Origin of the sequence: Staphylococcus sp. 11-B-312, from assembly GCF_016743055.1 — a bacterium.
GTDB classification, from domain to species: Bacteria; Bacillota; Bacilli; order Staphylococcales; family Staphylococcaceae; genus Staphylococcus; species Staphylococcus ureilyticus.
In genome coordinates, this window is record NZ_CP068241.1 from 2704539 (window position 1) to 2721471 (window position 16933).

The 16933-nt window shown below is 32.5% G+C and carries 15 protein-coding genes; 3 read left to right on the top strand and 12 right to left on the bottom strand.

Annotation, left to right across the window (positions count from 1 at the left end):
- Positions 1 to 102: 102 nt before the first annotated feature.
- On the bottom strand, positions 103 to 402 hold the full coding sequence (locus tag JG554_RS13070) for a hypothetical protein (protein ID WP_107360314.1): 300 nt from the start codon (positions 400 to 402) through the stop codon (positions 103 to 105).
- A gap of 388 nt (positions 403 to 790) precedes the next feature.
- On the opposite strand from JG554_RS13070, the gene JG554_RS13075 reads away from it, so the two are divergent.
- The 3 genes from JG554_RS13075 to JG554_RS13085 are packed head-to-tail and all read left to right on the top strand — an operon-like array spanning position 791 to position 3176.
- Positions 791 to 1027, top strand: coding sequence for a FeoA family protein (locus JG554_RS13075; protein WP_046207160.1), 237 nt, complete (start codon positions 791 to 793; stop codon positions 1025 to 1027).
- Entirely contained in the window at positions 1020 to 3014 is a 1995-nt protein-coding gene (gene feoB / locus JG554_RS13080; RefSeq protein WP_107360315.1) for a ferrous iron transport protein B, read from the top strand. The genes JG554_RS13075 and feoB overlap by 8 nt, the downstream gene beginning before the upstream one ends.
- 12 nt (positions 3015 to 3026) lie before the next feature.
- Positions 3027 to 3176 (top strand): FeoB-associated Cys-rich membrane protein, encoded by a 150-nt coding sequence (locus JG554_RS13085; RefSeq protein WP_073345459.1) that lies wholly within the window; start codon positions 3027 to 3029, stop codon positions 3174 to 3176.
- Between the two features lie 448 nt (positions 3177 to 3624).
- Here JG554_RS13085 and JG554_RS13090 read toward each other — a convergent pair whose 3' ends face one another.
- From JG554_RS13090 to rpmH, 11 genes are all read right to left on the bottom strand, one after another.
- Positions 3625 to 5220: a BCCT family transporter gene (locus JG554_RS13090; RefSeq protein ID WP_238394798.1), complete on the bottom strand. Its 1596-nt coding sequence runs from the start codon at positions 5218 to 5220 to the stop codon at positions 3625 to 3627.
- A gap of 331 nt (positions 5221 to 5551) precedes the next feature.
- On the bottom strand, positions 5552 to 5983 hold the full coding sequence (locus JG554_RS13095) for a universal stress protein (RefSeq protein WP_064209818.1): 432 nt from the start codon (positions 5981 to 5983) through the stop codon (positions 5552 to 5554).
- A gap of 410 nt (positions 5984 to 6393) precedes the next feature.
- A complete protein-coding gene (gene glpT / locus JG554_RS13100; protein WP_046207164.1) occupies positions 6394 to 7752 on the bottom strand; it encodes a glycerol-3-phosphate transporter in 1359 nt (452 codons plus the stop codon).
- A gap of 239 nt (positions 7753 to 7991) precedes the next feature.
- Complete coding sequence (locus tag JG554_RS13105) at positions 7992 to 8558, bottom strand: helix-turn-helix transcriptional regulator (protein WP_064209816.1); 567 nt, start codon at positions 8556 to 8558, stop codon at positions 7992 to 7994.
- Positions 8559 to 8826: 268 nt separating this feature from the next.
- Positions 8827 to 10287: a carbon starvation CstA family protein gene (locus JG554_RS13110; protein ID WP_046207166.1), complete on the bottom strand. Its 1461-nt coding sequence runs from the start codon at positions 10285 to 10287 to the stop codon at positions 8827 to 8829.
- Positions 10288 to 10548: 261 nt separating this feature from the next.
- A complete protein-coding gene (locus JG554_RS13115) occupies positions 10549 to 11385 on the bottom strand; it encodes a ParB/RepB/Spo0J family partition protein (RefSeq protein ID WP_046207167.1) in 837 nt (278 codons plus the stop codon).
- Positions 11386 to 11420: 35 nt separating this feature from the next.
- Positions 11421 to 12146 carry a 16S rRNA (guanine(527)-N(7))-methyltransferase RsmG gene (rsmG, locus tag JG554_RS13120; protein ID WP_046207168.1) on the bottom strand — a complete coding sequence of 242 codons (726 nt, stop codon included), beginning with the start codon at positions 12144 to 12146 and terminating at the stop codon, positions 11421 to 11423.
- A gap of 1 nt (position 12147) precedes the next feature.
- Positions 12148 to 14025, bottom strand: a complete 1878-nt coding sequence (gene mnmG / locus JG554_RS13125; protein WP_046207169.1) for a tRNA uridine-5-carboxymethylaminomethyl(34) synthesis enzyme MnmG — start codon at positions 14023 to 14025, stop codon at positions 12148 to 12150.
- A gap of 16 nt (positions 14026 to 14041) precedes the next feature.
- Complete coding sequence (mnmE, locus tag JG554_RS13130; RefSeq protein WP_203265404.1) at positions 14042 to 15421, bottom strand: tRNA uridine-5-carboxymethylaminomethyl(34) synthesis GTPase MnmE; 1380 nt, start codon at positions 15419 to 15421, stop codon at positions 14042 to 14044.
- A gap of 160 nt (positions 15422 to 15581) precedes the next feature.
- Positions 15582 to 15929 (bottom strand): ribonuclease P protein component, encoded by a 348-nt coding sequence (rnpA, locus tag JG554_RS13135; protein WP_046207171.1) that lies wholly within the window; start codon positions 15927 to 15929, stop codon positions 15582 to 15584.
- A gap of 145 nt (positions 15930 to 16074) precedes the next feature.
- Positions 16075 to 16212 carry a 50S ribosomal protein L34 gene (rpmH, locus tag JG554_RS13140; RefSeq protein WP_000240855.1) on the bottom strand — a complete coding sequence of 46 codons (138 nt, stop codon included), beginning with the start codon at positions 16210 to 16212 and terminating at the stop codon, positions 16075 to 16077.
- Between the last annotated feature and the right edge of the window lie 721 nt (positions 16213 to 16933).

Below are 16933 nucleotides of genomic sequence, written 5' to 3' on the forward strand. Positions count from 1 at the left end.
CTATGTTTAAATATTAAAAAGACTATTGATACAACTGTAAATAGTTATATCAATAGTCTTGGTTATCTTCTTATTTATTAAATCTTGGTTTAAATACAATATTTATGATTTCATTCGGTTTAACACTTCTTGCTGAATTGTCTTTAACGCCTCACTATACGCTTTATTCGTACTTTCTTGCGCATTTATAATTAATAAATCAATCAGTTCAGTATTATTTTTTTCACTTACTTCATGTTCAAATTGATGTAAGTGTTCTTCAGATGTTTTCGCATTTTGCTTTTCAATTTGATAATATTGGTCAGCTCCCAAACCACCTTCTTCAATCATGACAGAAATCCCACTTGAGCGCGTTTCATTTAAACGTTTTACTTTTATGCGTTTATTATCACGGATAACCATTTGAATCCCTCCTATCTCAATATGTAATTCAATTTTTAAACACACATATATTTTCATATAACGATTTATGATTCATATCCGAAACTCAAAAGCATTGAACACCAGTTAATCTTCCAAACATCTTTTGACTGAGTTATTTCATCTCGTACTTAGTATAGTTATTGTTTAATTTAAGTGTAATATTACATCTTCGTGATAGCAATTTCTTTGCTCAATGATTTGTCTTTTTATTTTTTAAAATCAAAAAAACAAAGTAATATATGTTACAGGCAATAATGCTTAACAAAACATTCACAGAATTATATTAAAATTTACTTCTATTATATTTGACATAATAGTATAATTGATAATGATTATTATTATCTCATTATAAGAAAGAGTGAGTTTTATGTTAAGCATAAAAAGTGGAGACTTAAAAAAGAGTTACAAAATCAAAGAAATGAACATTAAAAATCAACACATGCGTCATCGGTTAAATGCACTTGGTTTAGTGAATGGTACGAAGTTAAAAATTAAACAAAAGTGCTTGTTCAAGGGTCCTTGTATATTAGAAGTGAATGGTCAATGCTTAAGTATTCGTGGCTGTGATGCATGTCAGATTGAATTAGAGGAAGCCAATGACTAACAGTTATTGTATCTTAGGGAACCCTAACGTTGGAAAAACATCATTATTTAACGCATTGACTGGCACATACGAATATGTAGGAAACTGGAGTGGTGTAACTGTAGAGAAAAAAGTAGGTCGTCTCAAACAACATATTGGAGACCTCGTTGATTTACCAGGTATTTATGAATTATCACCTATATCAAAAGACGAAATGGTTGTTACTGATTATTTATTGAATAGTCAATTTTCTGGCATGATTAATATTATAGATGCCAGCCAACTCAAACGTAATTTGCAGCTTACAGTTCAACTAATGGAATTAGGTGCACCTTTAATTATTGGATTAAATATGGTTGATGTTGCTACAAAACGTGGTATTCGTATCAACCAGCAAGCACTTATGAAAAAATTAAAATTGCCATTACTACCTATAATAGCAAGAAATGGAAAAGGCACACATCAATTATTAGATTCTTTGAAAGACAATGGCTTATCCAAAAATAGACCGTTAAAATTAAATTATGGTAAGCACATTGAAGCTACAATATCACAAATTGAATCACATTTAACATCTAGCACCTCTATTGATAAACAATTGGCACGTTTTATCTCAATACAATTTTTATTAGAAAATCCAAAAATTCATGACTTTTTAGATGACGCTGTTTTGAAAGAAATAACATTATTGCGTCAAAATTTATCAGAAGAATTAGATAATTCTATACGAGATGAAATACAAGCAACACGCAATACATATATAGACAATATTTTAAAAGATACGGTTGAATATCCTGATGAAGAACGACAATATTTCACTCATCGTATAGATTGTATTTTAACAAATAAATATTTAGGTATCCCAATCTTTTTAATCATTATGTGGCTTATTTTCCACGTTACATTCACTTGGATTGGAACACCTATATCCGATGCATTAGATGAATTTTTAGGCGGTACCTTTACAGATACAGTATCCAACCTGATGGATAAGTTAGGCCTCGTTCCATTTTTACAAGATTTGATCAATGACGGTATTATTGCTGGTGTGGGTGCAGTACTTGTATTTGTGCCACAAATACTGGTGCTTTTCTTCTTCATTTCTCTGTTAGAAGACTCTGGTTATATGTCTCGTATTGCAATATTAATGGATCGTATTATGGAATACTTTGGTCTTAGTGGTAAATCTTTTATACCAATGATTATTGGATTTGGTTGTAACGTGCCAAGTATTATGGCGGCGCGTAGCATTGAAAGTGAAAAAGAAAGACTTACAACGATTTTGATTGCACCATTTATGTCTTGTTCAGCGAGATTACCCGTTTACGCACTGTTTGTAGGTGTGTTTTTTGAATCTCATCAGGCGCTCATCGTCTTAAGTTTATACGTACTTGGTATCGTCGTCGCTTTATTAACAAGTGTATTACTAACGAAAACAGTATTAAAAAATGATGATTCTGTATTTATTGTCGAATTACCTACTTACCGATTACCTTCAGTCAAAACACTGTGGAGAAGTACATGGGAAAAAGCTAAAGGTTTTGTTAAAAAAGCAGGAACATTTATCTTTGCTGGTTCAGTAATTATTTGGCTATTGAATTATACCGGTCCCGGTGGTTTTAATGTCGATGTTAATGATAGCTTTTTACATTCAATTGGAAGTTTCTTTGCTGTATTAGTTGCGCCATTAGGTTTTGGTTCATGGCAGGCGGGTGCTACGTTAATACCTGGATTCTTAGCAAAAGAAGTTATCGTTAGCTCGATGGCAATTATCTATGCATCAGACGAAGCTGGTCTTGTAAATATTATACAAAGTCATTTCACACCATTATCAGCATATTCGTTTATGATTTTCATCTTGCTATATATTCCTTGTTTATCTACGGTTGCGACCATTCGTAAAGAAACATATTCTCTTAAATGGACTATATTGGCTGTAGCATATCCATTAATCACTGCATATTTACTTTCATTTGTCTTTTATCAAATTGGATTATTATTTTATTAAGGATGTGATTTAATGACGATTATTATCAATGTAATTATCTTTCTAGCTATTATTAGTTATGTTGTTTTTACATTATTCAACTTTTTCAAGAAAGCCAAAGCAGGTAAATGTAATTCTTGTGGCTCTAAACGTGGATGTAGTACAGGAAAGAAAACATTATGACGCTCAATCAATTTTGATAGATTCATCAATTTTTGTAAAAATGACAGCATGCTAAAATCTTTTTATACTGTTCGATTCACATCACAAAGATAAAATAAAAAAGTTCTACGTTTTAAAATAGCTGTAAAGATGAGTATTTAATATTTTTGTATTAAGCCTAAACGTCAACACCTATTATATGAATAGATGTTGACGTTTGTTTTGTTGTTATACAATTAGTTACTCATTTTGAACGATTGTTTTGCTGAGTCGCAATTTTGCATTTTAATGAAATCCTGGAAAATAATATGAGCGAGAGATTACAGGCTCGAGTCATATCCCAAGGCAAGCATGCACGAACAAAATCAAAACATTTTTCATACAAAAAGGACTAATTCGTTTGAAAAACGAATTAGTCCTCTATTTTGAGATTGAAATTTATGTCCCAGTTATTTCTTATATTTAATAATTACTCTGATTTATTGCCGCTTCTATTTTCTGCAATTTTCGTATATTCTTCTAATCTATGTTTGTTTGGTGATAGTGTTAAACCTAAGAATTTACGTTCTTTATTCGCATCTTTATAGAAGCTGACCATCATACAAAGAATGATGATAGAGAATGGTAAGGCGGTCATGATTGCCATATTTTGTAGAGCATTTAATCCATTATCTCCACCTGAGAATAATAAGATAAATGCAATCAATGCTTGCGCAATACCCCAAACCACTTTAATCATAGCTGATGGGTTTAATGAACCAAATGTTGTTTGCATTCCTAATACGAAAGTCGCTGAATCGGCTGACGTAATAAAGAATGTTGCTATTAATAGCAATGTCACAATGGACAGCACAAAGCCTAACGGTACTTCATTAAACACACCAAATAATGCAGTTTCTGAAGGCATATCAAATATTTTTGGATTATCTTTCGCAGTTTCGATACCTAGAACACCGAATGCTGCAAACCAAACTAGACTTACAAGTACCGGTGCTAACATAACTCCAGATACGAACTCTCTAATTGAGCGTCCTTTAGATACACGTGCAATAAATATACCAACAAATGGACTCCAACTAATCCACCAAGCTAATTGGAAGAACGTCCACGATTTCATCCATTCATTTTTCTGTGGATCTAATGGTGCCGTATCAAACATGTTAAATAATAACGTATTTAAATACTCACCTGTTGAACTTGTTAGCATATTTAAAATAAGAACAGTTGGTCCTACAATAAAAATAAACAATAAGATTATGCCAGCTAAACCAATATTAGCGTTACTTAAATATTGGATACCACGGCTTAAACCTGACCAAGCACTCGCTAAGAATAAGATTGTAACAATCACAATAATAATACCTTGTGTCACAATATTATTCGGAATATCAAATAGGTAGTTTAGACCACCTGCGATTTGCATAGCGCCTAAACCTAGTGATACCGCAACACCACCAATTGTGGCAAAAACTGATACTACGTCAATAACAGTACCAAGCGGACCGTCTACTTTATTTCCGAAAATTGGACGTAATGTTTTTGAAATTAATGCAGGTTCATTTTTTCTAAATTGGAAGTAAGCTAACGCTAATGCTACAACACCATATACTGCCCATGCATGGAAGCCCCATTGCATAAATGCGCCTCTTAAAGCTTCTTTATAAGCATGTGCTGACTGTGGCTCTCCAGATGGTGGTGATACAAAGTGACTGATTGGTTCAGCTGCTCCCCAGAATACTAAACCAATTCCCATACCAGCACTAAATAGCATCGCAAACCATGAAATTGTGTTAAATTCAGGTTTATCTTCAGGTTTTCCCAATTTCAATTTTCCGATTGGACTAAATATTAAGAAAACACAGAAGAATATCATGAGTGCTACAATAACCATATAATACCAACCAAAGTATTCAGTAATCCAACCAGTAATATTTGTCCCTATTTCATTAAACTGAGTTGGAAAGATTGCACCCAATAATACAACTATTGCGGTAATAATAATACTATAAGTAAAAACAGAAGACAGTTTCTTCCCATTAGCATTATGTTGTTTATTTTCCAAAATTAGTAACCTCCCTTATAATTGAACATTAGGCAGAATAACAGACTTTATATATTAAAACAACAGTAGCAAAGCTTGTTTTAATATAATAAAATGCGGTTAAAGCCGTCATCAAAGGGTTACAAAACTAAAACTAAAAGTTCAATATTTCTAAAAATATATTTATGAAAGATAAAATCATTTACTTTAAAATAAACTTGCGCATATTTTAATTTCAAAACAAAAGACTAGAAAATAATTTTAGTATTACAATCTAGTCTTAAAAATATGATGTTTTTGAGAAATTATAACGCGTGTTACTACATTAAAAGCATTTCAATACATAATTTTGATGTTATTTCACTATCAGTACTGGTACAGGACTTCTTTTAGCAACTTTATGCGTAACATCTCCAAGTACATGTTTGATATCGATACTCACGCGATGGTTACTCATTACTACTAAATCAAAATCACCTACATCCATATCCCCAAAACTAATTCTCTCAAGTATGGTATCTTTTACAGGTCCAAATTCGATAGCGACTTTATAATTAATACCTTGTGCTTTTAATTTTTCAAGAAATGGAGAAAGCTCTTCTTCTTTTTCTTTAATGATATCTTCTTTATGTTTATTTTCATAACGTACACTCGCTAATAGATCATTTTCAGTCATGACATTATGAACAACTACAGTGGAATCTTCGCCGACTAATTTTGCTAAGTTTTCAGGAATGTTATCGAAATCATTATCAAAAGAGTATGGTAGTAAAATATTTTTATACATAATCAATCACCTTTCTTAATTAAACTGATACAAAACAGCACATGCAATTTTGCTTGTTTAAATATATTTTTGGTGCCTTAATGCGTATTTTACTAATGAAATAACTAACGTATTGAGCCGCATTTTATATTGAAACAATGAAGTATCGATACCATAAAAATTTTTAGTGTACTCACTTATTATTTAATTACCACATTTTTATATAAATTATTCATTAAATAACCATTATTAACATAATTTTTCAATTATTAATATTCTTCTTTTAATAATACCTATGGTTTATTGCTTACATGAACAACTAACCGTTACACGAATAATTTCTAAAATGATTTTCGTTTATAAAAATAGGCGCGACTATGAAGTCAATATCACTCAGTTGACCTCACACTCGCGCCATATATTGCTTATTTTTAATGTACTTGTTCTTGTCCTCGTTTATTCCAAGTTAAAATAAAACTTAACATCGCTAAAATACTAATAATGGTTAATAAAACAAAACCAAAATCCCATCCAAAATGTTGTACGACAAAACCTAAAACAATGTTTGCCATCACAGCTCCAAATAAGTAACCAAATAAGCCTGTTAGACCGGCAGCTGTTCCTGCTGCCTTTTTAGGTACATAATCTAAAGCTTGTAAACCAATTAACATCACTGGTCCATAGATTAAAAATCCTATTGCAATTAATGATAAATTATCTAACCATGCATGACCTGGTGGATTCAACCAATAAATCAATACAAAGATTGTAACGCCTAGCATAAAGAAGAAACCTGCTGGACCACGACGCCCTTTAAATACTTTATCGGAAATATAGCCACACAATAGTGTTCCTGGAATGCCAGCCCATTCATAAAGGAAATAAGCCCACCCTGATTCGTTTAAATTAAATTGTTTTTCTTCACTTAAATAAGTAGGTGCCCAATCTAGTACACCATAACGTACAAAATAGACAAAAATATTAGCAAAGGCGATCGCCCACACCCACTTGTTATTTAATACATATTTAAACAATATCTCTTTTGTTGTTAACTCTGTTTCAAGTGTTTCATGCGTCGTCGTTGAATAATCTTTGTTAAAACGTTCAATAGGTGGTAAGCCTTGTGATTGAGGAGTATCTCTGATCAAAAAATATGCAATAATTGCAATAACAATCGCCAATAACCCTGGATAAATAAAAACGCCTTCAAACCCTCTTAAATAACCAAAATTATAAAGCGCAGTCATAGAAATGCCCCATGTTGCAATCGGTGCCATTAGACCTCCTCCAACATTATGCGCTACGTTCCAAATAGACGTTTTACTACCACGCTCACTTACACTAAACCAATGTACGAGTACACGACCTGATGGCGGCCATCCCATACCTTGAAACCATCCATTTAGAAATAACATAATAAACATGATTGTAATACTAGAAGTAAAGAATGGTACGAATCCTAACAATAAATTAACAGTTGCTGTCAGTAACAAACCTAATGTTAAAAATACACGTGCATTACTGCGATCACTTACGGTGCCCATTACAAATTTACTAAAACCATAAGCGATTGAAATCGCTGAAAGTGCGATACCAAGTTCCCCTTTACTGAAACCATCTTCAATTAAAGAAGGCATCGCTAATGAAAAGTTTTTTCTCAACAAATAGTAACCTGCATAACCGATAAAAATACCTAAAAAAACCTGTAATCGTAATTTTTTATATGTATCATCTACCTTGTCAGATGGTAAAGGATCCACATGCTTTGCCGGTTTTAAAAAACGAAACATACAATCACCCCTAAATTAGCAATCATTTTTCTTAATATTTTATTTACAAATTATTTACTTAATATTAATATTTCCCGGGTGGTAAAGCAATACTATTATTAAAATTTGAATATTATTCTATAAGAAATAATATTTGTTCATGCGTAGTGTATACGATTGAAAAAATCATATATTTAATAAATAAAACACCTCGTAGTTATAATAAATCTTTAACTACAAGGCGTTACGAAAAATAACTATTACAATACATCAAAAAAATACATACTTAATAGCACAAGTATTATAAATAACCCAACACAAAGTATAAAACTATACATAAAAGTTACGGTATTACGTAATTTACTACTATAGATATCATTAGGGTCTTTTCCATGCATAAAAGCAACTATCCTATCATACGTTTGTATTCTATACGATTTTTTTAATGATTCTACTTTAAATGATGAAATAATCATTGTCGCTAAAAGTATAGTTTCAGCTATAATCCATAATGGCGTCCAATAGTAGAGGGTTGGACCTGCTAAGATTGCGGATAATAACATAGGCCAAATCATTAAATGACTCCATAAATTAAATTTGCTCTGTTTTAACTTTTGTTCCATAATCTCTATGTCTCCTTTAACTAAGTTATCTAAAGAAACTTGAAACAAAGAACTAAGCATTAACAAATTATGTATATCTGGATAACTTTTATCATTTTCCCAATTTGAAATTGTTTGTCGTGAAACATACAATTTTGCGGCTAAATCTTCTTGTGATAAATGATCGCGCTGTCTAAAAAATTTAATTTGATTACCTATGTTCATTTGCCAAGCTCCTTTAACTTGAGACTATAGTGTGTTTCTAATTTAGACTACCAAATTATATTGACATACGCACATTTAATTATGTAAAAACTCTTTGTCATGCTGCTATTACAGCATTTATTAGACATCCCTTAGTCTTACATAAAACAAGAGTAAGACCGCAACTAAATTATGTTTTAATTACGTATCTTACTCTCATTATTGTCATTCATCTTTAACTCGTTTTTATCACTGATTTTAAAAATCAGCATCCATCATCGTTTTATACTTACGTCACAGTTTGTTGTTGTTGATACGGTATAGGATGATCTAATTCAAATGAAGCACCTGCAGTAATTTTTTTATATTGATAAGTAAAGTAACCAATCCATAAAATTGTGAATACAAAGGCGAGAATATAACTTAAATTAAGATCCAAACCTAAACCTATCTTCTGACTTAAAATATAAGTGAAAATATTCCAAGTCATAAAGACTGCCGGAATTGCTGCCACCCAAAAATTCTTTTTCGCAATAAGTAAGTACATTGCACCTACCCATAAGGCGACGACAGCTGTAGTTTGATTTGCCCAAGAGAAATAGCGCCATAAAATAGTAAAATCTACCTGAGTCAAACCAAAGCTTACGATAAATAATGGTGCGGCTACAATCACTCGTTTTAACATACTACGCTGACCATAATTTAAATAATCAGCTATAATCATACGTGCACTACGGAAAGAAGTATCACCGCTGGTAATTGGTAAGATGATAACACCCAGTACTGCAATCGTTCCAAACACAGAACCTAATAATAGATGTGATGCTTCACTTACAACAAGTGCGGCTTCACCACGCGCTAAAACATCATTTAATCCACTATATCCATTAAATAAACTCATGCCTGCAGCAGCCCAAATCATAGCTATAATACCTTCAGCAATCATCATGCCGTAGAATATAAAGCGACCATTTTTCTCTTTGTTTGTCGTTCTCGAAATAATAGGCGTTTGTGTAGCATGAAAACCAGATAAAGCACCACAAGTAATTGTAAAAAATAGTAGTGGAAATATGGGAGCACCGTCTGGATGCATATTTTTCAAATTAATTTCAGGTATCGGTGCACCTGTTTGAATAAGACGGAAACCTATACCTACTGCGCTAATGAGTAATAATGCACCGAAAATTGGATAAATGCGTCCAATGATTTTGTCTATAGGTAAAATTGTAGACAAAATATAATAAACAAAAATCACAAAGATAATGATACCTAATGCAATGCGACCATCTAATAAATTATGTAGTAACAACGCTGGACTTGTCACAAAAACTGTACCAGTAAGCAATAATAATAAAATTGAGAAGATATTTACAAAGTGTTTCATGACCTGACCTAAAAATTTACCAGCAAGCTCCGGTAAGTGTGCCCCTTTGTTTCTAATTGAAATCATTCCAGTCAAATAATCATGCACTGCACCTGCAAAAATACATCCCACAACAATCCATATAAATGCTACTGGTCCATATAATGCGCCCATAATCGGTCCAAAAATCGGACCTACACCTGCAATGTTCAATAGCTGAATGAGTGAATTTGATGACGTCTTCATAGGTAAATAATCAACATTGTCACGTTGATTATATGCCGGCGTTGGCCTATCTTGTTTCGTTCCGAACATTTTATCAATATACTTCCCATAAGTGAAATAACCTATAACTAATAATATAATAGATACAATAAACGTTACCATTTTAAATCCCCCTTTAATATGTAAGCGTTTTCTTAATTTAATCACATATTTTATTATTCTACAATCCTACAAACGTTTTTTTATTTATTTATTTTTAATTTTTAGGGAATATAAAATAAATAATACTTTTAAAATAATCTTTGTATTTAAATGATAACTAATTCATAAATATTTATAATAAATAAAAAAAGTACAACCTCATTTAAATTAAAACGAAGTTGTACTTTTTGCGGAGGTCATATGTTTAATTAACCTCAAATGTTATTTTTTATAAAGTTTAATTTTGATTTCATAATAATCATCATGGTCTTTCGCTTGATGTTCAAACTTGATGCCACTTTTTTCAAGTTCTTCTAAACTTTTGCCTACCGCTTCACGTGCATCTGTTAAGTCTTTTTCAAATGCAAAACTTTGCGCTTTCACTTTTTCAGGGCCAACTTTTTGTTTTACTCTTGCTTCAGTTTGTTTCACATTTAACTTTTGGCTTATAATCGTTTCCACTAATGTTTCTTGATCTTCATCTGATAAACTTAGCATCGCACGTGCGTGACGTTCTGTAACTTTGCCTTCACGCAAACGTTCTATCACTTTAGGCGCTAATTTTAGTAATCTCAATTTATTTGCTATAAAACTTTGACTTTTACCTACACTTTTAGCTAATTCACTTTGTGTCGTATCGCCTAGTTCTAAAAGTTTCTTATAAGCTTCTGCCTCTTCAACAACAGATAAATTTTCACGTTGAATATTTTCTATTAAAGCTACCACTGCAGTTTCTTCATCGCCTAAATCTCTGATAATGACATCTGCGTATGTCTTATTCAACGATTGTAAGGCTCTAAATCTACGCTCTCCAGCAATAATTTCAAACATATCCTCTTCTATAGGACGCACTACAATCGGTTGTAACAATCCATGCTCATCTATTGATTCTGCGAGTTCTTTAATCTTATTTGGCTCAAATACTTGTCTTGGTTGATAACGATTTGGCACAATACGTTCAGTATGAATAGATTCAACACTATTATGATCCTCTTCAATATAACCAACAATGTCATCTTTATTTTTCAAACCAAATAATTTAGAAAAAGGTTTCTTCATATTTTATGCGCTCCCTCTAAATTAGTTGTATTAAATCACTTTTCTTTTTCAAGTAATGGAGACTTATTGGGCATTCCTGGTTTTCTTGGATATTTCTTTGGTGTCTCGCTTCTCTTATCTATCTTGATTATTTGCCTTTCACCAGCATCTTCTGGTAATTCATATGAAATGACATCCTGAAGTTTACCACCGAGGACTCCTATACCAAAACGCGCTTCTTCCAATTCTTCTTCGCCTTTAGCTGATTTTAAAGCAATGAATTGTCCACCCTTTTTAACTAACGGTAAACACAATTCGCTTAATACGGAAAGTCTAGCAACTGCACGTGCAGTTACAATATCATAAGACGCCCTGTAGTCTCCCTTCCCGTATATTTCTGCGCGATCATGTACAAAACTCACATTTTCTAAATCTAATGCTTCTGCTAACTGATTTAAAAAATGGATGCGTTTATTTAATGAATCTACAATTGTAACTTTTAAATTAGGATAAATAATTTTTAATGGAATACTTGGAAAACCAGCACCAGCACCAATATCACAAATTGTTTGCGCTTGTGTCAAATCCGTATAAAAACTGAGTGCAATCGAATCATAAAAATGTTTCAAATACACCTCATGTTCTTCAGTAATGCTTGTTAAATTCATTTTTTCATTCCATTCAACGAGCATTTGAAAATACGTTTGAAATTGATGTTGTTGATTCTCTGTAAGTTCGATACCTTGTGTGCTGAGTTGCTCAGTTAACCATTTTACACTCATCTTAACTTTCCACCCTTTGTATTTTACCTTGTTCTAGGAACACTAATAAGATCGAAATATCTGCTGGATTCACACCTGAAATCCGAGATGCTTGCGCAATATTTAACGGTTTAACTTCCGCTAATTTCTCGCGTGCTTCAGTCGCTAAACTATCGACTTTACTATAATCTAAGTCTTCTGGAATTTTCTTTTCTTCCATACGTTTTACTTTTTCAACTTGTTGTAACGACTTATTGATATAGCCTTCATATTTTGTCTGAATCTCAACTTGTTCTGCTACATCACTTGGTAATTGGTTTTCTTCTTCTAAAATTTCTAGAATTAAGTTATACGTCATTTCAGGTCTACGCAATAATTCCAAAGCTAATATACCATCTTTCAAACGAGAACCGCCTTGCGCTTCAATAATTTCTTGTACGCGTTCGTGAGGTTTTATTCTAATTTCATTTAAGCGTGCTTGCTCATCTTTTATCATTTGACGTTTTTCATTGAAACGTGCATAACGTTCTTCAGAAATCATACCTAATTTATAACCTAAATCTGTTAATCGTAAATCTGCATTGTCATGTCTTAATAATAAACGATATTCTGCACGAGATGTTAATAAACGGTATGGTTCATTTGTACCTTTTGTTATAAGGTCATCTATTAAGACACCAATATAAGCATCTGAACGACTTAAGATGACTTCTTCTTCGCCTAATACTCTTGACGCTGCGTTAATTCCAGCCATGATGCCTTGTCCTGCCGCTTCTTCATAGCCAGAAGTTCCGTTGATTTGTCCTGCAGTATATAGATTTTTAATTTTTTTAGTTTCTAGTGTTGGCCACAATTGTGTTGGTACAAGCGCATCATATTCAATGGCATATCCTGCACGCATCATATCCGCTTTTTCTAAGCCTGGGATTGTTTCTAACATCTGACGTTGAACATGTTCAGGTAAGCTTGTTGATAGTCCTTGTACATATACTTCATTAGTATTTCTACCTTCTGGTTCTAAGAAAAGTTGGTGTCTAGGTTTATCATTGAATCTTACAAATTTATCTTCAATTGATGGGCAATATCTAGGTCCTGTACCTTTAATCATACCGGAGTACATCGCAGATAAATGTAGATTGTCATCTATAACTTGGTGTGTTTCTCCATTCGTATATGTTAACCAACAAGGTAGCTGATCTAAAATATATTCCGTTGTTTCAAAACTAAACGCTCTACCAACATCGTCACCTGGTTGTATTTCTGTTTTAGAATAATCAATCGTTTTGGCGTTAACACGTGGTGGTGTACCTGTTTTGAATCTCACTACTTCAAATCCAAGATTTCTAAGATTATCAGCTAGTGAAATAGATGGTAATTGATGGTTTGGACCACTTGAATATTTCATATTACCTAAAATGATTTCGCCACGTAAAAATGTACCGGTTGTAATAATGACTGCATCTGCCCAGTATTCTGTACCAATGTTCGTACGTACACCTTTGATAACTTCATCTTCAATGATTAAGTCATCTACCATGCCTTGCATAATATCAAGGTTTTCTTCATCTTCAATGACTTGTTTCATTTCTTGTTGATAAAGTACTTTATCTGCTTGTGCGCGAAGTGCTCTGACTGCTGGTCCTTTACCAGTATTTAACATACGCATTTGGATATGTGTTTTATCGATTGTTTTTGCCATTTGGCCACCTAATGCGTCTATTTCACGAACTACTATACCTTTAGCCGGTCCACCAACTGATGGGTTACATGGCATAAATGCAATATTATCTAAATTTATTGTTAACATTAACGTTTTGGCACCACGTCTTGCTGAAGCAAGTCCAGCTTCTATACCAGCATGTCCGGCTCCAATTACTATTACATCATATTCTTGAGCCATATTTTTTTCCTCCCTTTTATTTCCCTAGACAGAATTGACTAAATAACTGATTTATCAATTCTTCACTTGCGGATTCTCCGATAATTTCACCTAAAATTTCCCAAGTTCTCGTTAAGTCTATTTGAACCATATCCATTGGCACACCCGCTTCTGCAGCATCTATAGCGTCTTGAATTGAATTTCTCGCCTGTTTTAACAATGAAATATGTCTTGAATTCGATACATATGTCATATCCTGATTTTGGACATCTCCTGCAAAGAACAAATCTCTAATTTGTATCTCTAACTGATCAATACCTTCTTGTTTTAGCATTGATGTTTGAATGATTGGCATATCTCCAACCATTTCTTTAACTTCTGAAATATCTAATCGTTTGTCTAAATCCATCTTGTTAATTATGACAATGGCATCTTCGTTTTTAATAACTTCATATAGCTTGCGATCTTCTTCTGTTAAAGGTTCGTTATAATTTAACACAAACAAGATTAAATCCGCTTCACCTAAAGCTTTGCGTGAACGCTCTACACCAATACGCTCAACGATATCTTCTGTTTCACGTATGCCAGCAGTATCTACTAACCTTAAAGGTACACCGCGGACGTTTACATACTCTTCTAAAGTATCTCGAGTCGTACCAGGTACCTCTGTTACAATCGCCTTGTTGTCTTGGATCAGGTTATTTAGCATGGATGACTTACCAACATTAGGCTTACCAACTATGACCGTTGCCAAACCTTCTCTCATTATCTTCCCTTGTGTACCTGTATCTAATAACTTATTAATTTCTGACTTAATTTGATTCGATTTTTCTAATAATACTTCTGTTGTGGCATCTTCCACATCATCATATTCTGGATAATCTATATTAACTTCTACTTGTGCAAGGATTTCGAGAATGGATTGTCGCTGTCGCTTAATCATATCACTTAAACGACCTTCAATTTGATTCATTGCAACTTTAGATGCACGATCGGTTTTAGAACGAATAAAATCCATCACCGCTTCGGCTTGAGATAAATCAATACGCCCATTTAAAAACGCACGTTTTGTATATTCACCAGGATCTGCCATTCTAGCACCGTGTGTCATCGTCAACTCTAATACCCTGTTGATGGTTAAAATACCACCATGACAATTAATTTCAACGATATCTTCTCTAGTAAATGTTTTCGGTGCACGTAAGACAGACACCATTACTTCTTCTACCACTTCATTTGTCTCAGGGTCAACAATATGTCCATAATTTATTGTATGAGAAGGTACATGTTCTAATGATTCCTTCCCTCTATATAATTTGTTTGCAATATTTACTGCGTCAACACCTGACAAACGTACAATACCGATAGCACCTTCACCCATAGGTGTGGATATACTCGTTATCGTATCTAAATCCATCATCCATCTCGCCTCCTTTTATTCTAAAATTTATCATTATAATATTGTAAATAGTTTTGGATTAAAAAGCTAACATCTTGTTTAAAAAATCTAATAAGTTAGTCTAAGGGTTGTCTGAGGTAATACTTACGAGGGTCTTAAATGTTCAATCTCCCCTACCCTATTTAATTCGTTTATTAAAAACTTTAGCGATTTTTAAAACATGTTCTAAACTTGCTTGGATTTGAAGTGTATCCATATCTTTAGCTGGCTGCCTAGCTATGACAATAATTTCCATTGGTAATATATTTTGCTTATGCACCTTGAAGCTTTCACGAATAGCACGCTTAATTTTATTTCTAACAACAGCATTACCTAATTTTTTAGAAACACTAATACCCAGTCTAAAGTGTTCTAGTTCTTTATTAGGTTTCGTATAGACTACAAATTGACGATTTGCTACTGATTTTCCTTTTTTGTATATAAATTGAAAATCACTGTTCTTTTTAATTCGGTATGCTTTCTCCACGAAACATCACTCGCTTATCTTTTCATTACATTCATTATTATATATCAAGCCATAACATGTATTGAATTTTTAATAATAACAATAATTTTGCTATTAATTTACGTTATTTTAAACCAAAAAAAAGACCACTGATGAGTCAGTGATCTTATGCTGATAATACCTTACGGCCTTTACGACGACGACGCGCTAAAACTTTACGACCGTTTTTTGTGCTCATGCGTTTTCTGAAACCATGAACTTTACTATGTTTACGTTTATTTGGTTGATAAGTACGTTTTACCATGCAAAAACACCTCCATCTGTATTCGGTTATCTAATTATTATAATAGATAAATTAATATAAGCTTTTTGCTTCAAGTCTTGATTTAATATTATTAATTTCTAGTCATAATTCAAGCAACTACTACAATATAACAAAATCTTTTTTATAAAGCAAGCATCAATTTCAAGCATATTTTCATCTTGCTAATAATGCAAATCAGCACTTGATACTTTAAAACTGTATTGATAAATACATCTATTAATATAGTAGATCCACTTTAGCATATAAATATTTTTCGCTTCAAATCTATCGATTTTTCAATTATACAAATTTCATACACTTTTATAAATTATTTCCCAAAACCACAAATTGGTTATTTTTTGATAGACTATTCATTCTTGTAAGTTATCCACTTATTCACAGATATACACGCTTGTTTTGTGGATAATATTCCATCTATACACAGGTTTATTGACGATTTAACAACATATTCACATCCATTTGACAGAGGTGTTTGTTAAAAAGTATAATTGTGTGGATAAGTTATGTAAATATTGATAAATAAGGGATTAATTTATAAAAATATATCCTAAATGGTTGTGTATAACTTATAATTTACTGTGAGTTATCCACTGAATGTGTGTAACTTGTGGATAATTATTAACAGCTTGTGATTATGTTTATTCACACATGTTATTTCTGTGTATAACTTTTAAAATATAGAAAGTTGGAGTTTGCTATT